This window comes from Paracoccus sp. (in: a-proteobacteria) (genome assembly GCF_039808215.1).
Lineage (GTDB): Bacteria > Pseudomonadota > Alphaproteobacteria > Rhodobacterales > Rhodobacteraceae > Paracoccus.
On record NZ_JBDHSP010000015.1, the window covers coordinates 38,976 to 62,355 of the forward strand.

The window sequence follows — 23,380 nt, forward strand, 5'->3', positions numbered from 1 at the left end:
CTTGCCCCTGGCGGCGGTGCGGGCTTTCCTGTCGCCCGGGCAAGGGAAAGGGTCGGGGTCATGGATCTGGATCGTCTGGGCGGGCGGCGGGTGCTTTTCGTGATGGCGCTGGATGCGGAATACGGGCCGGCGCTGCGCGCCCGCATCCAGCCGCTGATGACCGGCGTCGGCCCGGTCGAGGCGGCGGTGGTGCTGACGGCCAGCCTTGCCGGGCTTGCGGCGCGGGACGCGCTGCCGGATCTGGTGGTGTCCCTGGGCTCGGCCGGCTCGCGCCGGCTAAGCCAGCTCGGCGTCTATCAGGTCGCATCGGTCGAATACCGCGACATGGATGCCAGCGCGCTGGGCTTTGCCCCGGGCGAGACGCCGATGCTGGGCCTGCCGGCGCGGCTGGAACTGCCGCTGCGAATCCCGGGGCTGCAGGCCGCCAGCCTGGCCACCGGCGCCAGCATCGTCAGCGGCAGCGCCTATGACGCGCTCGCGGCCGAGATGGTGGACATGGAAACCTATGCGGTGCTGCGCGCCTGCCAGCGCTTTGGCGTGCCGATGATCGGGCTGCGCGGCATTTCCGACGGCGCCGGGGAACTGGCGCAGCTTTCGGACTGGACGCAATATCTGCATCTGGTGGATCAGCGCCTTGCCACAGCGGTGGACCGGCTGGCAGAGGCGCTGGCGCGGGGAGAGATCGCCCTGGCCGGCGCGTCCCCGGACCATGCCGCCGGGGGGTGATCCGCGGGGTCAGTTCGCGTCGATCAGAACCTTGCCCTCGGGCCAGCGCAAGCGGGTGGTCAGGCGGATCTCGCGCGTTTCGCCGGGAAGAAGGCGGCTTTGCCAGACCAGCAGTCCGCGCTGGCCTTCGGGGTCGGTCTTGTCCGGTACCGGATCGGCGCTCCAGTCGATGCGCAGCTCGTCCTGCCTTGAGACCGGGACCTGGTCGATCACCCGCAGTGGCCATTCCTGATCCGTCAGGTTGCGGATCTCCAGCAGCGCGGTTTCCCTGCGTTCGGAGGATTTCGAGACCAGCCCGCGCGCGCCCTCGCTTTCGTCGGGGGTTCGGCGCGCCAGCCGGATGCCGTCCAGCGGGCCGAAGCCCAGCTTCATGCGCGCGCCGGCCGCGGTCAGTTCCAGCGCCCCGCGCCCGACCAGCGCGCCATCGGCGTGAAAGCTGGCGTCGCCCGGCAGGATCGCCTGTCCGGTGGTGTTTACCGCCTCGGCGACCAGATAGGCACTGTCGTCGCGCCGCGGCACCGCCTCGGCCAGAACGGTGGCGGCCAGGTCGTGGCTGCCCAGCGGCAGGCGCAGCGCATCCGCGCCGCTGCGCAGGGTGACCGGGGTCGGATAGTCATGCATCACCGTCTCGCCGATCAGCAGGGTCTGCACCGCGCCTGCCACCGGCGCCCCGGCATCGGCCAGCGACGCGGGGGCGGCCAGCTTGGCCTCGGGCGCGGCCAGGGCAAGATCCTGGCGCGGGCTGGCAAGGCGCAGGAATTCGGGCACCAGCGTGGCGGGCGCCGACTGGTCCATCGGCCGCGCAGTCGAGAAGGTCAGATGCGCGTCCAGCCAGTCCTCGCCGGTGTTCTGGCTGACCAGCAGGCCCGAATCAAGCCGCAGCCGGCCGGCCTGTCTTTGCAGCGACAGGTCATGGACCGGCACCCAGAACGCCTGATGCGTCAACGAGGTGATGCGGATGCGCGCCGGCGCGCCCTGGCCCTGCAGGGCGATGACCAGCGTACCGCCAGCGGGCTGCGGGGCGCTCAGCGCCGCAAGCTGCGCCTCGGCGCGCGCCAGTTCCAAGGCCAGATCCTTGCGGTCGCGGTCGGCGGTCTCGGCCCGGTCGGCGACCTGCGCCTGCCGGGCCGCCAGCAGCCTGTCGCCGACGGTTGTGGCAAGGGCTGCGATGTCGCCGCGGCCGGCGGCATCGGATTCGGCCAGGTTCATCAGAAAACGGATCAGGTCGCCGGCGGCCTCGGCGCGGGCGCGGATGCCGGCCACGGCGGCGTCATGGCGGGCCAGCGCGTCCTGGTGGCGGGCAAGTTCGGCCTCGGCGGCGCGCAGCTCGGCTGTCGGGGCCGGGGTTGCGGGCAGGGCGCGCTGCTGCTGGAAGCCCACGGCGCCGATGCTCGCGCCCTCGCCGGTGATGCGCAGGCTGGCGGGGTCAAGCCCCTCGGGCAGGCCGGGAATGACCAGCTCATGTGCGCCCGCGGGCAGATCGAGCCGCGCCTCGCGCGTGACGCTGGCCCCCCAGGGATAGACGGTGGCCGCGGTGACCGGGGCCGCGGCCTGAAACCGGTCGGCAAGGGCCGGTCCGGCCAGCAGAAGGGCGGCGGAAAGCAGCAGGTTGCGCATGGAAGCCTCGCTCTGGACCATGCCAGCGTCCGTGACCGCATCCGGAAAGGCAAGAGGGCGCCCGGTCGGGGCGCCCTCACGTCTGCGTTGGTGGCGATCAGCCCTTCTTCAGGGCGCGATTGCCCAGCAGTTCGGCGATCTGCACCGCGTTCAGCGCCGCGCCCTTGCGCAGATTGTCCGAGACGCACCACAGGTTGATGCCGTTTTCCACCGTCACGTCCTGGCGGATGCGGCTGATGAAGGTGGCGAAATCGCCCACGCATTCGACCGGGGTGGCGTAGCCGCCAGGCTCGCGCTTGTCGATGACCAGGATGCCCGGCGCCTCGCGCAGGATGTCGCGGGCCTCGTCCTCGTCGAGGAAGTCCTCGAACTCGATGTTGATCGATTCCGAATGGCCGACGAAGACCGGCACACGCACGCAGGTCGCGGTGACCTTGATCGCGGGGTCGAGGATCTTCTTGGTCTCGGCCACCATCTTCCATTCCTCCTTGGTGTCGCCGCTGTCGAGAAAGACATCGATCTGCGGGATCACGTTGAAGGCGATCTGCTTTTGGAACTTCTTCGGCGCCACCTCCTGGCCCGGGACATACATGCCCTTGGTCTGGTTCCACAATTCGTCCATGCCGTCCTTGCCGGCGCCCGAGACCGACTGATAGGTCGAGACGACGACGCGCCTGATGCGGGCGCGGTCGTGCAGCGGCTTCAGCGCCACCACCATCTGCGCCGTCGAGCAGTTGGGGTTGGCGATGATCATCTTGTTGCGGTAATGCTCGATCGCCTCGGGGTTCACCTCGGGCACGATCAGCGGGATCTCGGGGTCGTAGCGGTAAAGCGAGGAATTGTCGATCACCACGCAGCCCTGCGATGCGGCGATCGGGGCGTAGGTCCGGGTCGCCTCCGAGCCGATGGCGAATAGCGCGATGTCGCAACCGGTAAAGTCGAAACCCTCGATGTCCTTGCATTTCAAGGTCTTGTCACCATAGCTGACCTCAGTGCCCAGGCTCCGGCGCGACGCCAGAGCGATCACCTCGTCAGCGGGAAACTGGCGCTCGGCCAGGATGTTCAGCATTTCACGGCCCACGTTCCCCGTGGCGCCGGCGACAGCGACCTTGTAGCCCAATTCGGGTCTCCTTCTGCAAAGGACGCTGCGGTATAGGTCAGGGCGCCGGAAAGCGAAAGCAACATTATGGCATTTCGCCCGATGTTTCGGCGGTTTTGTGGCTTAATGCCGGAATATCCGTTGATCTGACAGGATGAGCCGCTCTACCCAGGCGGATTCGCCAGCAAAATCATGCGGCACCTGATCGGCGCGGCGCCGCCCCGAGAGCGAGAGCGAGGCAAAGAAGTCGAAGCCGTAAAGATCGAGCCGCGCCATGCGTGATGCCGCGATCAGCGCGATCATCATCGCCCCGGTGGTGGGCGGCGCGCCCAGATCGTCGCGCAGTGCCCGGAAATCGGCCAGCGGATGCAGGTAAAAGCCGGGGCTGCGTGCGGTCTGCCAATCCAGCCGCTTGCGCTTGGGCGAGAGCCACAGGATGCGGGTGGGCGCCAGCCGCGCGCGGTCAGCCTTGCCCAGCCGCGTCGCCAGCGCCAGCCAGTCGCAGCGCGTCCCATGGCTTTCGGTTGCCGGCATGGGCGCACGGTTGATGCGGATGACCAGATCGGCGGCGTCGATCCGCGCGCCCTGCCGGGCCTCGGCCAGGGCGCGGGCATTGCCGACCAGGGCGATGCTTTTGCCCGCCAGCTCCGCCAGCAGCTCCGCCTGCGGCGCGGACAGCCGCTGCAGCGCCGCCTCGTTGCGCAGGGTCCGGGCCAGCAGAAAGCCGCAGCGCGTCACCCCAGCAGCTTTCGATAGACCTCGGTGATGGCCGCGGCCTCGGCCTCGATGGCGTGGTTGGCGGCGACATGGGCCCGCGCCGCCTGGCCGGCGGCGGAGCGGGCGGCATCGTCGTCCAGCCAATGCGCCAGCGCCGCACTCAGCGCGGCTATGTCGTCGCGGGCCACCAGGCTGCCGGTCTCACCGTCGCGGATCAGGGTCTCATAGGCGCCAACGCGGGCGGCGACGGTCGGCACGCCGCAGGCCATGGCCTCGAGCGGCGTCAGGCCGAAGCCCTCCCAGCGGGCGGGGGCGGCGAAGAGGTCCAGCGCCTGATAGTGGCGCACCACCTGCTCCCAGGGCAGTTCGCCCAGGAATCGGATGCGTTCGGCCAGGCCGGCGTCGCGGATGCGCGCCTGCAGCCCGTCGAGGAACGCCTGGTTGTCCGGGGTGACGCGGCCGGTAAAGACCAGCTTCGCCCGCGGCCGGGACGGGAAAAGCTGCAACGCCGCCTCGACCAGCAGATCGACGCCCTTCTGCGCCCGGATGCGGCCAAAGCAGCCGGTCACGATGTCCCCGGGGGCAAATCCCAACTCGGCGCGCAGTGCCGCGCGGTCGGCGGCGGGGTGGAACACCGACAGGTCGACCCCGTGCAGGATGACGGTGGCCGGGCGTTCCAGATAGCTGGCGGCCTGCGGCGAGGTGGCGATCAGCGCATCCTGGCGCGCGATCAGCCAGCGGGTAAAGCCGGTATGCCGCCGCTGCGCCGCCGAGGTGAACAGCAGCCGATAGCGCCGGCGCAGCCCATGGCGCAGGATCAGCCCCAGCACCATTTCCGTATTGCGCCTTGCGTGCCAGACCCGCCAGCGGTCGCGCGGCATCAGCGCGGCGCGGATCAGCGGCAGATGCGGCAGGTCGGGCGGCAGGCCGGGGCCGGTGGCGACGATGCCGATCATCCGCGCCTGCACCGGGATCAGCCGCACCACGGTGGCGGTCACGCCCGAAAGCCGGCGCTTGAGATTGGGCGCGATCACCTCGATCGGGTCGGGCAGGTCAGGCATCGGGGGTCTCGGGTGTCAGGAAATACAGCACGAATCCCAGGGTAAGCGGAATCAGGAAGAACAGGAACAGGGTGCCGTAGGCCTCGGCCGGGGTGCCGGCGGCATGGGCCCAGCGATAGACCGGGCGCGAGCCGAACTGCATGATCCCCGCGCCGCCGATCGAGAACAGGTTGAGGAAGGTGACCCCGCGCCCGACCAGATGCGGCGGCAGGAACGCCCGGCCATGCGCCATCAGCAGCGTATAGGAGGCCCCGACCACCCCCAGCGCCGCCAGCAGCGCGATCGAGAGGCCGGCGCTGGCGTCCGGGGCCAGCCACAGCCCGGCCAGGACCAGCACACCGCCGCCATTGACCCACAGCGCCAGCCGCCGCACCGATCCCGCCAGGCGCACTGCCGGCCCGATCAGAAAGCTGGCGACGACCATGGCAAGGCCCATGGCCAGCGTGGCATGACCGATCAGCCGCTCGGAGGCGTCATGCACCTCGGCCATGTAGGGCCCGGCCCAAAGCCCGCGGATCGCCGCCGTCGAGGCATAGCTGACGGTCATCAGCGGCAGGATGAACCACAGCGCCCGCAGCCGCAAGAGCTCGGCCAGCGAGGCGCGGGGCTGGCCGTCTTCGGACAGGCGTTCGGGGTCGCGCACCAGCGCGAAGATCGCCAGCGCCACCGCCAGCGTCACCAGTGCCAGCCCCGCCAGCGTCGCCCGCCAGCCGATGGCGCCGATCACCCAGACCAGCGGCGAGGCGCCGAGGATATTGCCCAGCGAGCCGAACCCCACCGTTGCCCCGGCCAGGGTGCCGAACAGCGCCGGCGGATAGCTGCGGGCATAGATGTAATAGCTGCCCATCAGCGCCGGCGCGCAGCCGACCCCCATCAGCGCCAGCGCGACATGCAGTTGCCAGGGCGCGCCCGCAAGCGCAAAGACCGCTGCCCCGCCGCCGCCGCCAAGGGCCAGCAGCAGCGACACGGTCAGCCGCGGCCCGATCCGGTCCAGCGCCCAGCCCAGAGGCAGCTGCATCAGCGAGAACGTCAGGAACCACAGCCCCGAGGACAGCGCCAGATCGTCCGGCGCCGCCCCCAGTTCGGCCTGCAGCACCGGCGCCAGCACGGCCAGGAAGGCGCGGTAGAACTGGCTCAGCGCATAGGCCAGGATCAGGCTGATGATCCCCGCCGATGCCAATGCCCGCATGTCCGCCCCCCGCTGCCGCCGCCGGCGCCAGACTTGCCCATCGCGCCGGCGGGCGCAATGGGCGCGCGGGGCTTACGGCAGCTTCGTCTCGGCGTCCCAGGCGTCAAGCGGCGCCGTGCTCCATTCGCCATAGGTCGGATTCGGGAACACGATCCAGTCGGCGCCGAACCGTGCGGCGTTCTTGTCCACCTCGGCGCGTTTCACATCGGTCGTGGCCTTGCGGAACACGCCGTCGAAATCATGCAGCGTGTCGCCCAGCAGCAGAACGATCTGGTGGTCCTTCTCGACCACGGCGCGGCGCTCGGCCTTGGAGGTGCCGTAAAGCAGCACATGGTCGTCCGAGACCTGCGGGAAGCCCAGTTCCTTCAGCGTGGCGATGGTGGCGGCCTTGTTCTCGGGCTCGCCGAAACGGTCCGAGATGTAATAGATGGCGACCCCGGCCTTGTCGGCAAAGTCGAAGAACTCCAGCGCGCCGGGGATCACCCGGGGCTTGCCGCGCAGTTCCCAGTCGCCCCAGGTGTCCCAGCTGTCATAGACGTGGCAGTTCTGCATGTCGCGCACCAAGAGGGCGGTGTTGTCGATCGCCGTCTCGTCGAGGTCGGTGACCACGGCCAGTTTCGACGGGTCGTCCGCCTTGGCCAGCGCCGCCTTCAGATTGGCGGTGGCCAGCGCATAGCCTTGCAGTTGCAGGGCACGCGCCTCGGCCGACTGCTGCTGATAGCGCAGGCCCATGGCAAACTCGCGCACCGGGCATTCGGCGGCGGCAGCGGCGACCGGCGCCGGGGCGGCGCTTTCGGCCAGCGCGACGCCCGCCGGCATGGCAGATGCGGCCAGCCCGGCCATGAGTGCGACATGAAGAAGTTTCGGCATCAGGTTCTCCTGGTTGCAAGGCGGGCGCGCGGGTCGGCCGCGGCCGGAGGCTAGCGGCGCATCGGGCGCGCGGTCAATGCCCGTCAGGCCGCCGCCATCCGTGCCGGCGCCTCGCGCACCGGCAGATGGATCAGGGCGGAAAAGGCGCCGACGCCGACCCCCACCCACCAGACCAGGGTATAGTCGCCATAGATATCATACATGCGCCCGCCCAGCCAGACCCCCAGGAACGAGCCGAGCTGATGGCTGAGAAAGACAAAGCCGTAAAGCGTGCCCATGTAGCGCAGCCCGTAGATATGCGCCACGAGCCCCGAGGTCAGCGGCACCGTGGCCAGCCACAGCGCCCCCATGACCAGCGAGAACAGGATGACGCTGGTGGGCGTGATCGGCAGCACGATGAAGGTCGCGGCGGCCAGGGTGCGCAGGGTGTAGATGCCCGCCAGAAGGTATTTCCTGCTATAGTGCCGGCCCAGCCAGCCCGCCAGGATCGAGCCGCCGATGTTGGCCAGCCCGATCAGGCTGATCGCCGCCGCCCCAAGCCCGGAGGTGGTGGTGATGCCCAGCGCGGCCAGGTTGCCCATCGGGCTGATCGGCCCGCACATCTCGGTGACCATGGCCGGGAAATGCGCGGTGATGAAGGCCAGCTGGTAGCCGCAGGAAAAGAACCCGGCAAAGATCATCAGATATGAGGGGTCGCTGAAGGCGCGCTTCAGCACGCTGCCCATGCTTTCCTCAAGCTCGTGGCGGCTGGCGGGCCGGCCCTGGCCCAGCATGGGCAGAAACAGCAGGCAGGACAGCACCAGGATGCCGAAGATGACGAAGACCGTCTGCCAGGGGAAATGCCCCAGCAGCACCTGCGCCAGCGGCGCGCCGAACACCTGCCCGGCCGAGCCGGCGGCGGTGGCGATCCCCAGCGCCAGGCTGCGGTTCTCATCGCTGGCGGCGCGGCCGACCACCGCCAGGATGACGCCGAATCCGGTGCCGGCGATGCCAAAGCCGATCACCACCTCCAGCAGCTGCATGGTCAGCGGATCGCGGGCCATGGCGGTCAGGATCAGCCCGGCGGAATAGAGCACTGTCCCGATGATCACCGACCAGCGGTCGCCCCAGCGCTCGGCCAGCGCGCCGAAGATCGGCTGGCCGATGCCCCAGGCCAGGTTCTGGATGGCGATCGCCAGACTGAACTCGCTGCGCGGCCAGTCGAATTCCGCCGCGATCGGGATCTGGAACACGCCAAAGCTGGCGCGCAGCGCGAAATTGATCATCAGGATGATCGAGCCGCCGATCAGCACCGGGGTGAACAGCGGGGCGCGGGCGGTGGCGGTCATGGCGGGTCTCCTGCTGGCTGCCGACAAGTCCTGCGCCCGGCGCGCGCCGGCGTCAATGCCGTGCATTGCCTGAATCGTGCGCCGGCGCTAGCCTAGGGCCCAGCCATGCAGGAAGGCCGCCCATGTATCAGGTGATCGGAACCGGCAAGAGCCGGGCGCTGCGCGTGCTCTGGATGCTCGAGGAACTGGGCGAGGCCTATGAACATGTCGCCGTCGATCCGCACAGCGACAGGGTGACGCCGCTGAACCCGGCCGGCAAGGTGCCGGTGCTGGTGGTGGACGGCACGCCCGTGGTGGATTCGACTGCGATCCTGACCTATCTGGCCGACCGGCACGGGGCGCTGACCCATCCGGCCGGAACGCTGGAGCGCGCCCGCCAGGACAGCCTGACGCAGTTCATCCTGGACGAATTCGACGCCGCGCTCTGGCTGGCGGCGCGCCACAGCTTCATCCTTCCCGAGGAGATGCGGCTCTCGGCGATCAAGAACACGCTGCGCTGGGAATTCGAGCGCAGCCAGAAGACCCTGGTGCATCGCATGGCCGAACAGGGCTTCCTGATGGGGGAGGACCTGACAGTGCCCGACATCATCCTGACGCATTGCCTGATCTGGGCGCTCAGTGCGCGCTTTCCGATCACCGAACACCGGCTGACGGAATATCTTGCGATGATGCGCGCGCGCCCGGCCTTTCAGCGCGCCGCCGCCAGATAGGCCGCCGCCCCCTGCCCGGCTCGCCGCCCGGTCGCAAGGCAGCCGGTCAGCAGATAGCCGCCGGTCGGCGCCTCCCAGTCCAGCATCTCGCCGGCGGCAAAGACCCCGGGCATGGCGCGCAGACCCAGGTCCGGGGTCAGGCTTTCCGCGGTGATTCCCCCGGCCGAAGAGATCGCCCGCGCCAGATCCATCGGCCCTGCATGGCGCAGCGTCAGCGCCTTGGCGCGGCGGGCCAGCGCCAGCGGCTCGGGGGGCAGCGGCTGGCCCCATTCCAGCAGCAGCGCCGCGCGCAGCGGATCGCTCAGCACCCGACGCAGGCGGTTGCCGACCGAAAGCTTCGCCGGCACCCGCGCCAGACGCCCGGCCAGCGCCTCGGGCGACAGGTCCGGCGCCAGGTCCAGCAGCGCCGCGGCGCCGTCGCGCATGGCGCTCGACACTTCATAGATGCCGCCGCCCTCGACGCCCTGCGCCGTCACCACCCATTCCCCGCGGCTGCGCAGATCGCCGGCGCGCAGCGCCACGCCCTTGACCGCCTGCCCGGCGAAACGCGCCATCTGCGCCGACCAGGCCACGCGAAATCCCATGTTCGCCGGGCGGAAGGGCGCGATGCCGATGCCGCGCGCCGCAAGCCAGGGCACCCAGGCCGCGTCCGATCCCAACCGCGGCCAGCTCGCACCCCCCAGCGCCAGCACCACCGCCCGCGGCTGCAGGACCCTGACCCCTTCCGGCGTGGCGAATCGCCAGCCCCCGGCGTCAAACCCGCACCAGCGCCAGCGCAGACGCATCTCGACCCCCAGCCCGGCCAGCCGCGCCAACCAGGCCCGCAGCAAGGGCGAGGCCTTCATCCCCACCGGAAACACCCGCCCGGTCGAGCCGGCAAACAGCGCGATCCCCAGGCCCCGCGCCCAGTCCATGACCTCCGCCGGACCCATTTCTTCGTTCCCGAAATACTCCGGGGGGGGCCGCAGGCCGGGGGCAGAGCCCCCATAGCGCGCGACAAAGGCTGCCCGCGGCTCGTCCTTGGTCAGGTTCAGCCCGGACTTTCCGGCCATCAGGAGTTTGCGCGCCGGCGTCGGCATGGCCTCAAGGATCGTGACCCGCACGCCCTGCCCGGCCAGCACTTCGGCGGCCATCAGCCCGGCCGGGCCGGCACCGATGACCAGCGTCTCGCTCACCGGTTGCCCCGCGGCATCATGCACAGGCGCAGCAGCACCCGCTCGACCAGCGCCATGCCCGGGGCCCTTGAGGCCGAGCGCAGTTGCAGATCGGTCTCCAGCAGCTGGTGCAGGGCCTCTTCCAGCGCGCGCATGCCCCAGGCCTGCGCCTGACGGATCATGCGCTCGCGGCGCGGGCCAAAGACCGGCGGGCGCAGCCGTGACAGCCCCGCCCCCGGCCCGCCCGGATCGGCGGCGCCGGCATGCAGGGCGCGGAAATGCCGTGTGGCCGCGATGCACAGCGCGACCGGGGCGATGCCCTGGCCCTCGATGCGCCGCATCAGCAGCGCAAAGTCGCGCGCCCGGCCCTCGGCCACGCAATCGATCAGGTCATCGACCTCGGCCTCGATGGTGGCGGGCGCGAGGGCCGCGATCTCGGCCCCGGTCAGCGGCGCCGGGTCGCCATGCTTGTAAAGCCCGATCTTTTCCAGCGTCTGGCGAAAGTCGCCGGGGTCCAGCGCCCGGCTCAGCGCTGTCAGGTCGCGCATCGCCTCGCGGGGCAGGTCGTGCAGCCCGGCCGCTTCCAGCCAGCGCCGGATCTCCTCCTCACCCGGCGGGTCGTCATAGATCGGTGCGCAGACCGCCGCCGGGTGCGGCTCGAACAGCTTGCGCAGCGCCGAGGATTTGCCCAAGGCCCCCGCCGCCGCCACGATCACCGCGTCTCCCGCCCGCCATTCGGCCAGCGCCGCTGCCACGGCGGGCGCTGCGGCATCGGGGGCGTCGTCGACCAGCACCACGCGCGGCCCGGGAAAGAACCCCACCGCCTTCATGGCATCCAGCAACAATGCCGGGTCCTTGCGCAGATCGGCGCCGGCAATGCGGGTCAGGCGCATCTCCTCCTCGGCGCCGGGACCGGTCAGCGACGCGACCGCCTCGGCGCGCTTCAGCGCCACGCGCATGGCGTCCTGGCCATGGATCAGCAGTCCGGGGCGCGAGGGGTCGGGCCGCGCCAGATAGCGGGCGATCTCGGCCCCTTTCAGGATCATGGCAGCCGGGCCGGGTCCAGCGCCAGCAGGCGCGTCACCACCTGGTCGGCCAGCATGCGCGCCAGGCGTTCATGCGCGTCCTGCTCGGCCGCCATGGTGGCGATGGTGGTGCCGGTGGTCGAATAGGAGGTGAAGCTGCTGACCCTGCCGCGCGTCACCACCCGGTCCGAGCCGATCTCGGTCAGCAAGAAATCGGCGCTGCCGTTCAGGGAATAGCGGGTGGTCACCTCCTCGGGGGTGATCGCCTGCGCCACCACGGCGATGCTGAGCCGCCAGTCCAGCCGCAGGCGCGCCTGTTCTTCCGGGCCCAGCCGCTCGGCGATGCGGCCGGCAAAGGCAAAATCGTCAGGCGTGCGCGGATCGGCGGTGCGGACCCGGCCGGTCAGGCGCCCGCCGCTGCCGCCGGGGCCATAGACCGGGGCAAAGCCGCAGCCGGTCAGCGACAGTGCGGCAAGGACCAGGGCGCGCCTAGACCACCACATTGACGATCCGGCCCGGCACGACGATCAGCTTTTTCGGCGCGCCCCCCTGCATGAAGCGTTGCACGGTCTCGTCGGCCAGCACGATCTGCTCGATCTCTGCCTTGGACATGTCGCGGGGCACGGCGATCTCGGCGCGGCGCTTGCCGTTGATCTGGATCGGCAACACCACGCTGTCCGAGACCAGCAGCGCCGGGTCGGCCTTGGGCCAGGGCGCATCGACCACCAGGCCCTGGCCGCCGGATTTCGCCCAGACCTCCTCGGCCAGATGCGGCACCATCGGCGCCATGAGCTGCGCAAGGATGCGCAGCGCCGCGCGCCGGTGCTCGCCGCCGGCCGGGGACTTGCCGATGGCATTGGCCAACTCGTAAAGCTTGGCCACCGCCTTGTTGAAGGCGAAGCCCTCGATGGATCTCGTCACCTCGTCGATGGCGCGATGCGCAGCGCGCAGCAGCTCCGGATCGGCGCCGTCGCCCTGGATCTCGTCGGCCAGGCGCCAGACGCGGGCCAGAAAGCGGTTCGCGGCCTCGGCGCCGGCGGCGGTCCATTCCACGTCGCGCTCGGGCGGGCTGTCCGACAGCATGAACCAGCGCGCGGTATCGGCGCCGAAACTGGTAACGATATTCACCGGATCGACGACGTTCTTTTTCGACTTCGACATCTTGGCCGAGGGAATCACCTCGACCGCGCTGCCATCCGCAAGCCTGCCGTCAACCACATCCTCGGGCAGGTGATAGAGCGGGCGGCCGCGCGCGTCGCGGGTCATGTAGATCTCATGCGTGACCATGCCCTGGGTGAACAGCGCATCGAACGGCTCGCGCGCACTTTCCGGCAGGTGGCCGGTCCTGACCATGGCGCGGGCGAAGAAGCGCGAATACAGCAGATGCAGGATCGCGTGTTCGATGCCGCCGATATACTGGTCCACGTTCATCCAGTAATCGGCATCGCTGCGGTCCGTGGGCGTCGCGGCATGGGGCGAGGTGAAGCGGGCGAAATACCAGGACGAATCGACGAATGTGTCCATGGTGTCGGTCTCGCGCCGGGCCGGGCCGCCGCATTTCGGGCAGGCGGCTTGCGCCCAGGTCGGGTGGCGGTCCAGCGGGTTGCCGGGCCGGTCGAAGCCGACATCGCGCGGCAGAAGCACCGGCAGGCTGGCGCGCGATTCGGGGACGGTGCCGCAGGCCGGGCAATGCAGCACCGGAATCGGGCAGCCCCAGTAGCGCTGGCGCGAGATGCCCCAGTCGCGCAGCCGGAACTTGGTCACGCCCTCGCCATAGCCCTGCGCCTCGGCGTGGCGGATGGCGGCATCGACGGCGGCCTCGCCGGTCTGGTCGTGACTGCCGGCGAATCCGCGCACATAGCTGACGCTTTCGGATTTCAGCGGCACATAGGGCGCAGCCGCCACCAGCGCGTCGGCCTCGGCCTGGTCCATGCCCGGCGGGCCGAAGGTGGCGCGGATCGGCAGGCCGTATTTCACCGCGAATTCATGGTCGCGCTCGTCATGCGCCGGACTGCCGAAGATCGCGCCGGTGCCGTAATCCATCAGCACGAAATTCGCGATCCAGATCGGAAGTTCCCATGCCGGATCAAGCGGATGGCGCACGGTCAGCCCGGTGTCGAACCCAAGTTTCGGCGCGGTCTCGATGGCTTCCTCGGTGGTGCCGACGCGGCGGCACTCGGCGACGAAAGCGGCGATCTCGGGGCGGGTTGCGGCCAGCGCCCGGATCAGCGGATGATCGGGCGAAAGCGCGGCAAAGCTCGCGCCCATCAGCGTGTCGGGGCGGGTGGTATAGACCTCGATGCTGTCGAAACCCTCGGGCGCGCCCGGGCATTCAAAACGGAACTGCAGGCCGCGCGACTTGCCGATCCAGTTCGCCTGCATCAGGCGGACCTTTTCCGGCCAGCCCGACAGCCCGTCCAGCGCCGAAAGCAGCTCGTCCGAATAGTCCGAGATGCGGAAGAACCACTGCGTCAGCTCGCGCCGCTCGACCTGCGCGCCCGAGCGCCAGCCCTTGCCGTCGATCACCTGTTCATTGGCCAGCACCGTCATGTCCACCGGGTCCCAGTTCACCATGGCGGATTTGCGGTAGATCAGCCCGGCCTCCAGGAAATCCAGAAACAGCGCCTGCTGCTGCGCGACATAATCATCGTCGCAGGTGGCGAATTCGCGGCTCCAGTCGATCGACAGGCCTAAGGGTCGCAGCTGGTCGCGCATGGTGGCGATATTGGCATAGGTCCAGTCGCGGGGATGGCCGCCCTGCTCCATGGCGGCATTCTCGGCCGGCATGCCGAAGGCGTCCCAGCCCATCGGATGCAGCACCGAATAGCCCTGCGCCCGCTTGAAGCGCGCCACCACGTCGCCCATGGTATAGTTGCGCACATGCCCCATGTGGATGCGCCCCGACGGATAGGGAAACATCTCGAGCACATAATACTTGGGCCGCTCGTCGCGCGTGGCGCGGAACGTGCCGGCCTGGTCCCACGCCTCTTGCCAGCGCGGCTCGCTGAATGCGGGATCATAGGGCATGGGAACCTCCGGGCGTCAGATTGCCCGCCGGGGTTTATCCGTTTGGCCCAGACAGGTCCAGCAGGCTTACAGCTTGCCGTCGCGCACCCGCATCTGCCGGGCGCGGGTCAGGATCGCGTCCTCGACCGCGCGTACGGTGTCGGGGGCGATGGCGGCGCCGCCGGCGCCCTGCAGGGAAAGTTTCAGCGCCCGCGCGTCCAGCGACGGGTCGGTGACCTGCACCGTGGCGCGATAGGCGCGCCCGCCGCCGGGCGGCGTGCCATAGCCGGTGACGATGACACCGGTGAACGGGTCGATGGACTGGATCGGCAGGAAATCCAGCACCTCGAGGCTGGCGTTCCACAGATACTTGTTCACCGCCACCGTGTCATTGGGATCGCGGCGATTCGCGAACAGGTCCCAGATCGTGGATTCGCGCTGCGGCTGCGCCTTTTGCTGCTGGCCACCGCCGCCGCCCAGCCCCGATCCCGCCGATCCCGATCCCGCAGAACCCGGGCCGCCCCCGGAACAGGCGGCAAGCCCTGCGCAGGTCAGCAGGGCGGCGGTCAGCCGTGCGGCGCGTCTGGTCATCTGTTGTCCCCCGGATCGTCCTTGGCCCGAAGCCATAGCGCAATCCCGCCCCTTGCCACAAGCCATGCCGCGCGGCCGCCGCCTCGGTCCAGGGATCCGGCCTTGGGATAATGCTCGCGCGCGAGGGGGGCATGGCAGGCGCCGCCCGCGGGTGCCGGGGCGCTGCAACGGACTGTGGCCCTTGTGCATCACCGTGTCGCCGAAACCCGGCCGGGGGGGCCGAGAGCGTTGCATTGACCGGTCGAAAGCGCGACACAACCTCCATACCCCGGGCGGTTCTCTGGCTGGGGCAGATGAGAGAGACAAGAGGGAAAACCATGAAAAAGGTTCTTTTCGCCACCACCGCCCTGGTCCTGTCGGCCGGCGTTGCTGCCGCCGAAGTCGCGCTGTCGGGTGACGGCCGCATGGGTGTGGTCTATGACGGCGACGACATGCAGTTCTCGAGCCGCGCCCGCGTGCGGTTCACCCTGACCGGCGAATCGGACGGCGGCCTGTCCTTCGGCGCCACCTTCCGCGTCGACCAGGAAAACTATTCGGCCAACGAATACCGCTCGGCCGCTCGCGGCTCGGCCGGTTCGGTCTGGATCTCGGGCACCTACGGCAAGCTGTCGATGGGCGACACGGTTTCGGCTTCGGAAGCCGCGATCGGTGACCTGTACGAACTCGGCTACACCGACGGCGCCATCGGCGGCGATATGGAAGAGATCTGGTACCTGACCGGCGACGGTGAGAACATCGACCAGGGTCCGAACATCCTGTACGAATACACCATCAACAACATCTCGCTCTACGCTTCGGCCTCGGACGGCGTCGACACGAACCTCGGCTCGCTGACCCCGGGCGCCAACGAATGGGACGGCGACGATCCGGACACCAGCCTGCCGTCGGACAAGACCGCCTACTCGCTGGCCGCGAAATACGCCGGTGAAACCTGGTGGGCCGCCCTTGGCTATGCCAAGCACGACGAAGCCGACGAGATCTCGCTGGGCGCGGAAGGCACCTTCGGTGCGTTCTCGATCAAGGGTATCTATGTCGACTACTCGGATCACTTCCTGAGCAAGACCTATGGTATCGCTGCCGGCTACCAGATGGACGCGTGGAACTTCCAGGCCTTCTGGCGCCAGAACGAGCATGATGCTCCGGCCGGCACGGACCGCAAGTTCGACGGCTACGGCGTCGGCTTCAACTACGATCTGGGCGGCGGTGCCGTGCTGGCGGGTGCCATCATCGACAACGACTACCTGAATGGTGGCGAAGGCGATACCGTCGGCGACCTGGGTATCAAGTTCAAGTTCTGATCCGTCAGAACCCGGAACCGGAAAGAGCGGGCCTTGCGCCCGCTCTTTTCTTTTGCGAATCATGGGTCATGGGACTGGAACAGATCAGGCGCCGCATCGCTGCGGCCGAATCCGCCGCCGGCCGCGCCCCCGGCGAAGTCACGCTGATCGCGGTCAGCAAGCTGCAGCCGCCCGCCCGCGTCGAGGCGGTGCTGGCGGCCGGCCAGCGCGTATTCGGCGAGAATTACGTGCAGGAGGCCGGGGCGAAATGGCCGGACTGGCGCGCGCGCTGGCCCGGGGTGGAACTGCACATGGTCGGCCCGCTGCAGAGCAACAAGCTGAAACCGGCGCTTGAGCTCTTCGACGCCATCCACACCCTGGACCGCGAATCGCTGGCGCAGCGTCTGGCGCGGCAGGTGCAGGCGCGCGGGGCCTGCCCGCAGCTGTTCGTGCAGGTCAATACCGGCGCCGAGCCGCAGAAGGCCGGCATCCTGCCCGCCGAGGCCGATGCCTTTGTCGCCGCCTGCCGCGGGCTGGACCTGGCGCTGTCCGGGCTGATGTGCATTCCCCCCGACGCCGAGGATCCGCTGCCGCATTTCCGCAGCCTGCGCCAGATCGCCGCCCGCAACGGGCTGGCGGGGCTCTCCATGGGCATGAGCGCGGATTTCGAGACCGCCATCGCCGAGGGTGCGACGCATGTGCGCGTGGGCAGCGCCATCTTTGGCGCCCGCGGCCAGGGCTGACAGCGCAGCCCGGCGGTTGCGGGCGGCGGCAGGCAGTTTGCATTAACCCCTTATTAACAATGTAGCTGCAAGCAGCGGCGCCGGGGTCCATCATGCCCGGTATGGTTGTCTGATTCGCGGGTGCCGGTCATGTTGTTCCTGGGCAGTCTGATAGGTCTGTTGTTCGCGGGTCTCGCGATCGACGTGACCTCGCTTACCCGCAGCCCCGAGGATGAGGGCGAACCCTCGGACCCCAATGAGCCCTCCGAGCCGGCCACGCCCGAGGACCCGGTGGCGCCGCCGCCGCCCGCGGGCCTGACCCTGGACGGGACCGAGGGTTCGGACTGGCTGGCGGGCGAGGGCACCGACGATCTTCTGTCCGGCGGCGGCGGCAATGACGATCTGCATGGCGGGCTTGGCAGTGACACGCTGCTGGGCGGCGACGGTGACGACTGGATCTATGGCGACGGCGACTATGGCCCCGGTGGCGACGATTCCATCAGCGGCGGCGCGGGCAACGATTCGCTGGCCGGGCAGGGCGGCAATGACACGCTGCATGGCGAGGCGGGCAATGACACGCTGTTCGGCGGCGAGGGCGACGATCTTCTGACCGGCCGCGATGGCGACGACTGGCTGATGGGCAATTCCGGCAATGACACGCTGCTGGCCGGGCGGGGGCAGGACGATCTGGACGGCGGCGACGGCGACGACCTGCTGATCGGCTCGGCCCATGCCGATACCGCCTGGCTGCATGGCGGCGCCGGGGCGGATACGCTGATGCCCGGCGCCGGCGATTTTGCCGAGGGCGGCGAGGGCGAGGACCTGTTCCTGCTGCAGACCGACAGCGCGGCCCTGGACGATCCCGGCGAGACGGTGCCGGTGATCGCCGGCTTTGTCCCCGGCGAGGACCGGATCGAGCTGCGCTATGACGACGACGGCTCGGGTCAGGCGCCGTTGCTGACGCTTGACCACGGCAGCGAGGGCGAGACGGTGATCCGGCTCGACGGGCTGGCCGTCGGCCGGCTGCTGGATGCGCCCGGGATCGGGCTGCGCGACATCGTGCTGACGCCGGTGGCGCGCGCCTGAGGCCCCGGCAGAAACCGCTTTCCTTTTGCCGCCCTGCCGCCTATATGCCTGCAGCCGCCGGTCGCAAGCTTGGCGGCTTTCTCCATGGGCCTGTGCTGGACGACATCCCGGCCTGCGCCATAACCCCGAACTCTGAAAGGAGATCCCGATGTCGATCACCGTGGAAGACAAGAACCGCGTCATGACCGAATTCGCCACCAAGAAGGGCGACACCGGCTCGCCCGAGGTGCAGGTCGCGATCCTGTCGTCGCGCATTGCGACCCTGACCGAGCATTTCAAGACCCACAAGAAGGACAACCATTCGCGTCGCGGTCTGCTGAAGCTGGTGGCGCAGCGCCGCAAGCTGCTGGACTATCTCAAGCGCAAGGACGAAGCCCGCTATACCGACCTGATCGGCAGGCTGGGCCTGCGCCGCTGACCGGCGCCACAACGGTTCCCGACGCGCCCGTGACGAAAGTCGCGGGCGTTTTTCATTGCCCGGTCATTCCCAGACGCCGCGGCCGATGCGTTCCGGGCTCCAGGGCGGGTCGTGGCGCAGGACCACCTCGGCGCGGGTGACGCCGGGAACCGCGGCGACGGCGGTTTCCGCCCCCAGCCGCAGCACCGAGGCCAGCGGGCAGCCCGGCGTGGTGGTGGTCATGGTCACGCTGACCTCGGTGCCGGAAATGGCGATGGCGCGCACCAGCCCCATGGCCAGCAAGTCGGTGCCGGTCTCGGGATCGATGATCCCGGCCAGCGCCCCCTCGACCAGCGGGCGCAGTTCCGGGCCGGCGCCGTTCATTCCCGCGCCCCGCGTCGGACCATCAGGCGATAGCTCGCGCCGTCGGGGGCGAAATTGCCCGCCCATTCATGGCCGCGCGCCGCCAGTTCGGGAAACAGCAACAGCGGCTCGCGGTCGAGAAGCGCGAAGAGCACCGCGCCGGGGGCCATTTCCTCAAGCCCGGTCAGGATCTGCACCATCGGCTCTGGCGGCATCATGCCGGTCAGGTCCAGCGAGCGCTGCGGATCGGGCCAGAGATTGGCGTGCGAGGCGGTGCCGGGCGCCAGCGTCGTCTCGGGGCGATGCTCGGGGGTGAACAGCACCTCCCAGTCGCCGTCGCGGCGCTGGCGGGCCTCGGCGGAAAAGCCCTCGCGGGCCATGACATTGAACAGCGGCACCGGCTTGAAGGGCGCGATCAGGCGCAGCGACATGCCCGGCGCCAGCGCCGCCACGGCATCCATGATCAGGCCGAAGGGCTCGTCTCCGGCGGCAAGGGCCGGGCGCACGTCCAGTTCTTGCACGGCATCGGTCGGGGTCATCGCGGGGGCTCCGTATGGACAGGAAGAAACAGGGGCGGCAGCGGCGCCGGCCGCAGCTCGGGCCGGACATGGACCAGCCGGCGGATTCGCCACAGCTCATGCACCAGGCCGATTGCGGCGATCAGCAGCAGCAGCAAGGCCAGGCGCAGCAGCGCCGCCTGGCCGATCAGCAGCGCCGCCGTGCCAAGGCCCGCGGCGCCATACCAGAGCCGCAGGCAGAACCGGCCGCGCGTTTCGCTGGTCAGCTCGTGCACCTGCGGCAGCGGCCCGCGGCCGATCCGGGTTGAAAAGACCTGGATCCAGGTCAGAAAGCTGGCGATCTTGAGCAGCTGCGCCAGCGTCAGCCCGGACAGCCAGCCGACGGTGGCGGCAAAGACCGTGGCCTCGGCCAGCGGGCCACCCAGCAGCGCCGCCGGCAGCGCCAAGAGCGCCGACAGCGCAAGAAAGCCCAGGGCCGGCCGGCTCATGCGCATGTTCAGCTCGGGCCTGGGGCGGCGGCGGCTTTTCCAGATGCTGCGGATCTCGGCCAGGTAGCAGCCGGCGATGGCAAGGCCGATCCCGGCCGCCGCGGGCATCAGCGCGGCTGGCAGATCGCCGGTCAGCGTGACCCAGGCAAGCCCGACGGCCAGCGTGACCAGCAGCAGCACCCCCAGCCACAGGGTCAGGCGCCGCGGCCAGCCGGCCCGGTCCGGCGCGATCAGGAACATGCCGAAGATGCGATAACTGACCCCCAGCGTCACCAGCCCCAGCCAGCCGCCGAGGCCCAGCCCGACATGCAGGGGCAGGGCCAGCAGCGTCAGCCCGCCCTCGGCCCCGGCCAGCATGCGCGCCATGCCGCTGCCGCTGGCCCAGAGCAGCATCAGCGCCAGCAGGGCCAGCGCGGTCAGCCCGCCGGTGGGCTCGCGCCAGACGGCGGGGGCGGCCAGCATGCGGCCCAGCAGCAGGACGCCGATGCCCAGCCCGGCGCCCAGCACCAGCACCGCAAGTTCCAGCACCATCCCCCCCGGCCCGCCGCCCTCCAGCGTCAGAAAGCCCGCGGCCAGCAGCAGCACCCCGGGCGCAACGGCCAGCAGCGCCGCCAGCGGCAGCCGCGGCCAAGGCAGGGGCCGCGCCAGGAATACCGGCAGGAACTGCATCATCGCGCCCAGCATCATCTGGCCAAGCCAACCCAGCACGAAGAGATGCACCAAGGCCAGCCCGCGCCCCGACTGCCAGTCCCCCGGCGCCGGCACCAGCACGACGGCCAGCGCCAGCGCCGCCAGCAGGAAGGCCAGCGCGCTGCCAAACCAGCTCAGCGTCCATCGGGCAAGTTGCTTGTCGTGCATGGCGGTCCAGGCGTTGTTCCCGACCGAAACTGGTGCAAATTGTCGCAGCGATCTTTGATCATCGTCAAGTTCGCCCCCCGAACCGCCCCGAACCCCGGCGTTCGGCGGGTGTTTGCGCAAACCGCCCCTGCGGGCAGGTGTTTGATTGAGATCAAGGACCGGTCGCCGGCCCCGGGCCTATCTACATGACGTGATCACTCGGAAATGCGCGCCATGAGACTGCTTCAACTGATCGTCTTCGTCCTGGCCAGCCTTGCCTTTGCGCTGTCGGCGCAGGCGGCATCGGTGCTGGAACAGTTCCTGCCCGATGAAACCGCGGCCGAGCTGGTGCCCGGCGCCGAGGGCTTTGGCCCGATTCGCCAGGATCTGGCGGTGGCGCCGGTGCTGAAGGGCGGCGAGACCGTCGCCTGGGCCTTCATCACCTCGGATTTCGTCGGCACCACCGGCTATTCCGGCAAGCCGATCCATACGCTGGTGGCGGTGGACAAGGATGCCAGGATCGCCGGCGTCCGGCTGGTCAAGCATTCCGAGCCGATCGTGCTGATCGGCATCCCCGAGGCCAAGATCAAGGCGATGGTCGAGGGCTATGTCGGGCTTGACCTGGTGGCCGAGGCGGAATCCGGCGGCACCTCGCATGACGTGAACATCATCTCGGGCGCGACGGTGACGGTGATGGTGATCGACGATTCCATCGTGCGCTCGGGGCTGAAGGTGGCGCGCGCGCTGGGCCTGGGCGGGCTGGCGCCCGAGACCGAGGCCACCGGCCCCAAGTTCGAGATCAATCCCGAGGCTGCCGCGCCCGCCGACTGGACCGAGGCCGAGGGCGACGGCACGCTGCGCCGGCTGTCGCTGGACGTGGGGCAGGTGAACGCGGCCTTTGCTGCCAACCCCGACCCGCGCGCCGCCGAGCGCGCCCTGACCGAGGCCCCCGACACCACCTTCATCGACATGCATGCGGCGCTGGTCTCGGTCCCGGCCATCGGCAAGACGCTGCTGGGCGAGGCCGGGATGAAGAACCTGGAAGGCTGGCTGAAGCCGGGCGACCAGGCCATCGCCGTCTATGGCCGCGGGCTTTACAGCTTCAAGGGCTCGGGCTATGTGCGCGGCGGCATCTTCGACCGCATCGTGCTGATCCAGGACGATGTCTCGGTGCGCTTCCATGACCGCGACCACCGCCGGATCAACAATATCGCCGCCGGCGGCGCGCCCGAATTCGCCGAAATGGACCTGTTCCGCATCCCGGCCGATTCCGGTTTCGACCCGACCCAGCCCTTCCGCATCCAGTTGCTGGCGCAGCGCGCGGTCGGGCCGATCGAAAAGCTGTTCCAGACCTTCGACCTGAACTATCAGCTGCCGCCGAAATACCTGCGCGCCCTGGCCCAGCCGGCGCCGGCGCCCTCGGGCGCGGTCGAGAAGGCCAGCGAGATCGCGCGCGGCGACGAGCAGGCGCAGCAGGCCAGCCTGTGGAAGCGCATCTGGAACGATTCCCAGCACAAGATCGCCATTCTCGGTTCGGTGTTGGTGGTGCTGACCGGAGTGTTCTTCTTTCAGACCTTCGCCACGCGCAACGAACGGCGCTTCTTCGTCTTCCGCATGGCCTTCCTGACCTTCACGCTGGTGGTGCTGGGCTGGTATTTCAACGCCCAGCTGTCGGTGGTGAACATCTTTGCGCTGTTCAACTCGTTCATCTCGGGTTTCAGCTGGCAGGCGTTCCTGCTGGATCCGCTGACCTTCATCCTGTGGTTCGCGGTGGCCGCCGCCCTGCTGTTCTGGGGCCGCGGCGCCTATTGCGGCTGGCTGTGCCCCTTCGGGGCGCTGCAGGAACTGACCAACCAGATCGCCCGCAAGCTGAAGATCCCGCAATGGACCCTGCCCTGGGGCCTGCACGAGCGGCTGTGGCCGGTGAAATACATGATCTTCCTCGGGCTGTTCGGCGTGTCGCTGGTCAGCATCGAACAGGCCGAGCACCTGGCCGAGGTCGAACCGTTCAAGACCGCGATCATCCTGAAGTTCATGCGCGCCTGGCCCTTCGTCGCCTATGCCGCGGCGCTGGTGATCGCGGGGCTGTTCGTCGAGCGCTTTTATTGCCGCTATCTGTGCCCGCTGGGTGCGGCGCTGGCGATTCCGGCGCGGCTGCGCATGTTCGACTGGCTCAAGCGCTATCACGAATGCGGCCACCCCTGCCAGACCTGCGCCAACGAATGCCCGGTGCAGGCCATCCATCCGACGGGCGAGATCAACCCGAACGAATGCATCGACTGCCTGCATTGCCAGGTGCTTTACCAGTCCGAGACCAAATGCCCGGTGGTGATCAGGAAGCTGAAGCGGCGTGAAAAGGACGCCGCCAACCCGGCACCGAAGCTTGGCCCGGTGCCGGCGGGCCACCCCAATGCCGTGCCGCGGCTGAAATCATGATGAAGAGGAGTTCCGACATGGAATCGAACGACAAGAAGGGACTGAGCCGCCGCGCGCTTCTGGGCGCGACCGCAGGCGGCGCGGCGGTGGCCGGCGCCCTGGGCGGCCGGCTGGCGCTGGCCCCGGCCGCGGTCGGCCTGGGCGCGGCGGGCACCGCCACGGT

The 23,380-nt window shown here is 69.4% G+C and carries 22 protein-coding genes; 7 read left to right on the forward strand and 15 right to left on the reverse strand.

The window, feature by feature from the left end; translation table 11 throughout:
* Nucleotides 1-60 precede the first annotated feature (60 nt).
* Nucleotides 61-726 (forward strand): 5'-methylthioadenosine/S-adenosylhomocysteine nucleosidase, encoded by a 666-nt coding sequence (locus WMK75_RS07580; RefSeq protein WP_347267067.1) that lies wholly within the window; start codon nucleotides 61-63, stop codon nucleotides 724-726.
* Between the two features lie 9 nt (nucleotides 727-735).
* On the opposite strand, the gene WMK75_RS07585 is transcribed toward WMK75_RS07580, so the two are convergent.
* From WMK75_RS07585 to WMK75_RS07615, 7 genes are all read right to left on the reverse strand, one after another.
* The gene (locus WMK75_RS07585; RefSeq protein WP_347267068.1) at nucleotides 736-2,364 is read right to left on the reverse strand and encodes a DUF4139 domain-containing protein; all 1,629 of its coding nucleotides are present in this window, start codon (nucleotides 2,362-2,364) and stop codon (nucleotides 736-738) included.
* 76 nt (nucleotides 2,365-2,440) lie between these two features.
* The gene (locus WMK75_RS07590; protein WP_347267069.1) at nucleotides 2,441-3,463 is read right to left on the reverse strand and encodes an aspartate-semialdehyde dehydrogenase; all 1,023 of its coding nucleotides are present in this window, start codon (nucleotides 3,461-3,463) and stop codon (nucleotides 2,441-2,443) included.
* A gap of 102 nt (nucleotides 3,464-3,565) precedes the next feature.
* Nucleotides 3,566-4,180 carry a glycosyltransferase family 29 protein gene (locus WMK75_RS07595; RefSeq protein ID WP_347267070.1) on the reverse strand — a complete coding sequence of 205 codons (615 nt, stop codon included), beginning with the start codon at nucleotides 4,178-4,180 and terminating at the stop codon, nucleotides 3,566-3,568.
* The gene (locus WMK75_RS07600) at nucleotides 4,177-5,220 is read right to left on the reverse strand and encodes a glycosyltransferase family 4 protein (protein WP_347267071.1); all 1,044 of its coding nucleotides are present in this window, start codon (nucleotides 5,218-5,220) and stop codon (nucleotides 4,177-4,179) included. The genes WMK75_RS07595 and WMK75_RS07600 overlap by 4 nt, the downstream gene beginning before the upstream one ends.
* Nucleotides 5,213-6,409 (reverse strand): MFS transporter, encoded by a 1,197-nt coding sequence (locus WMK75_RS07605; RefSeq protein WP_347267072.1) that lies wholly within the window; start codon nucleotides 6,407-6,409, stop codon nucleotides 5,213-5,215. Before WMK75_RS07605 ends, WMK75_RS07600 begins: the two co-directional genes overlap by 8 nt.
* 72 nt (nucleotides 6,410-6,481) lie before the next feature.
* The gene (locus tag WMK75_RS07610; RefSeq protein WP_347267073.1) at nucleotides 6,482-7,279 is read right to left on the reverse strand and encodes a 5'-nucleotidase, lipoprotein e(P4) family; all 798 of its coding nucleotides are present in this window, start codon (nucleotides 7,277-7,279) and stop codon (nucleotides 6,482-6,484) included.
* A gap of 83 nt (nucleotides 7,280-7,362) precedes the next feature.
* A complete protein-coding gene (locus tag WMK75_RS07615) occupies nucleotides 7,363-8,607 on the reverse strand; it encodes an MFS transporter (RefSeq protein WP_347267074.1) in 1,245 nt (414 codons plus the stop codon).
* Nucleotides 8,608-8,729: 122 nt separating this feature from the next.
* Between WMK75_RS07615 and WMK75_RS07620 the strand changes: the two genes are divergently transcribed.
* A complete protein-coding gene (locus WMK75_RS07620) occupies nucleotides 8,730-9,317 on the forward strand; it encodes a glutathione S-transferase family protein (RefSeq protein ID WP_347267075.1) in 588 nt (195 codons plus the stop codon).
* Here WMK75_RS07620 and WMK75_RS07625 read toward each other — a convergent pair.
* From WMK75_RS07625 to WMK75_RS07645, 5 genes are all read right to left on the reverse strand, one after another.
* Nucleotides 9,296-10,492: a TIGR03862 family flavoprotein gene (locus tag WMK75_RS07625; protein ID WP_347267076.1), complete on the reverse strand. Its 1,197-nt coding sequence runs from the start codon at nucleotides 10,490-10,492 to the stop codon at nucleotides 9,296-9,298. The genes WMK75_RS07620 and WMK75_RS07625 overlap by 22 nt on opposite strands.
* The gene (holA, locus tag WMK75_RS07630) at nucleotides 10,489-11,517 is read right to left on the reverse strand and encodes a DNA polymerase III subunit delta (protein WP_347267077.1); all 1,029 of its coding nucleotides are present in this window, start codon (nucleotides 11,515-11,517) and stop codon (nucleotides 10,489-10,491) included. Before holA ends, WMK75_RS07625 begins: the two co-directional genes overlap by 4 nt.
* Nucleotides 11,514-11,999: an LPS assembly lipoprotein LptE gene (gene lptE / locus WMK75_RS07635; protein ID WP_347267078.1), complete on the reverse strand. Its 486-nt coding sequence runs from the start codon at nucleotides 11,997-11,999 to the stop codon at nucleotides 11,514-11,516. Before lptE ends, holA begins: the two co-directional genes overlap by 4 nt.
* Complete coding sequence (gene leuS, locus WMK75_RS07640) at nucleotides 11,986-14,523, reverse strand: leucine--tRNA ligase (protein ID WP_347267079.1); 2,538 nt, start codon at nucleotides 14,521-14,523, stop codon at nucleotides 11,986-11,988. Before leuS ends, lptE begins: the two co-directional genes overlap by 14 nt.
* A gap of 66 nt (nucleotides 14,524-14,589) precedes the next feature.
* On the reverse strand, nucleotides 14,590-15,093 hold the full coding sequence (locus WMK75_RS07645) for a DUF3576 domain-containing protein (RefSeq protein WP_347267080.1): 504 nt from the start codon (nucleotides 15,091-15,093) through the stop codon (nucleotides 14,590-14,592).
* 317 nt (nucleotides 15,094-15,410) lie between these two features.
* Here WMK75_RS07645 and WMK75_RS07650 point away from each other — a divergent pair, with 317 nt between their 5' ends.
* The 4 genes from WMK75_RS07650 (at nucleotide 15,411) to rpsO (ending at nucleotide 18,596) form a co-directional block, all read left to right on the forward strand.
* Nucleotides 15,411-16,391 (forward strand): porin, encoded by a 981-nt coding sequence (locus WMK75_RS07650; RefSeq protein ID WP_347267081.1) that lies wholly within the window; start codon nucleotides 15,411-15,413, stop codon nucleotides 16,389-16,391.
* Nucleotides 16,392-16,459: 68 nt separating this feature from the next.
* Nucleotides 16,460-17,113, forward strand: a complete 654-nt coding sequence (locus WMK75_RS07655) for a YggS family pyridoxal phosphate-dependent enzyme (protein WP_347267082.1) — start codon at nucleotides 16,460-16,462, stop codon at nucleotides 17,111-17,113.
* A 159-nt stretch (nucleotides 17,114-17,272) separates the two neighbouring features.
* Nucleotides 17,273-18,178 carry a calcium-binding protein gene (locus WMK75_RS07660; RefSeq protein ID WP_347267083.1) on the forward strand — a complete coding sequence of 302 codons (906 nt, stop codon included), beginning with the start codon at nucleotides 17,273-17,275 and terminating at the stop codon, nucleotides 18,176-18,178.
* 148 nt (nucleotides 18,179-18,326) lie between these two features.
* Entirely contained in the window at nucleotides 18,327-18,596 is a 270-nt protein-coding gene (gene rpsO, locus WMK75_RS07665) for a 30S ribosomal protein S15 (RefSeq protein ID WP_347267084.1), read from the forward strand.
* Nucleotides 18,597-18,659: 63 nt separating this feature from the next.
* Here the strand turns inward: rpsO and WMK75_RS07670 are convergent, their stop codons facing one another.
* From WMK75_RS07670 to WMK75_RS07680, 3 genes are read right to left on the reverse strand one after another with little or no spacing between them, the layout of a single operon-like run.
* On the reverse strand, nucleotides 18,660-18,959 hold the full coding sequence (locus WMK75_RS07670; protein WP_347267085.1) for a metal-sulfur cluster assembly factor: 300 nt from the start codon (nucleotides 18,957-18,959) through the stop codon (nucleotides 18,660-18,662).
* Nucleotides 18,956-19,477 carry a DUF2249 domain-containing protein gene (locus tag WMK75_RS07675; RefSeq protein ID WP_347267086.1) on the reverse strand — a complete coding sequence of 174 codons (522 nt, stop codon included), beginning with the start codon at nucleotides 19,475-19,477 and terminating at the stop codon, nucleotides 18,956-18,958. The genes WMK75_RS07670 and WMK75_RS07675 overlap by 4 nt, the downstream gene beginning before the upstream one ends.
* Nucleotides 19,474-20,802 (reverse strand): hypothetical protein, encoded by a 1,329-nt coding sequence (locus WMK75_RS07680; RefSeq protein ID WP_347267087.1) that lies wholly within the window; start codon nucleotides 20,800-20,802, stop codon nucleotides 19,474-19,476. The genes WMK75_RS07675 and WMK75_RS07680 overlap by 4 nt, the downstream gene beginning before the upstream one ends.
* Nucleotides 20,803-21,015: 213 nt before the next feature.
* Between WMK75_RS07680 and WMK75_RS07685 the strand changes: the two genes are divergently transcribed.
* Nucleotides 21,016-23,217 carry a 4Fe-4S binding protein gene (locus WMK75_RS07685; RefSeq protein ID WP_347267088.1) on the forward strand — a complete coding sequence of 734 codons (2,202 nt, stop codon included), beginning with the start codon at nucleotides 21,016-21,018 and terminating at the stop codon, nucleotides 23,215-23,217.
* Nucleotides 23,218-23,380: the final 163 nt, after the last annotated feature.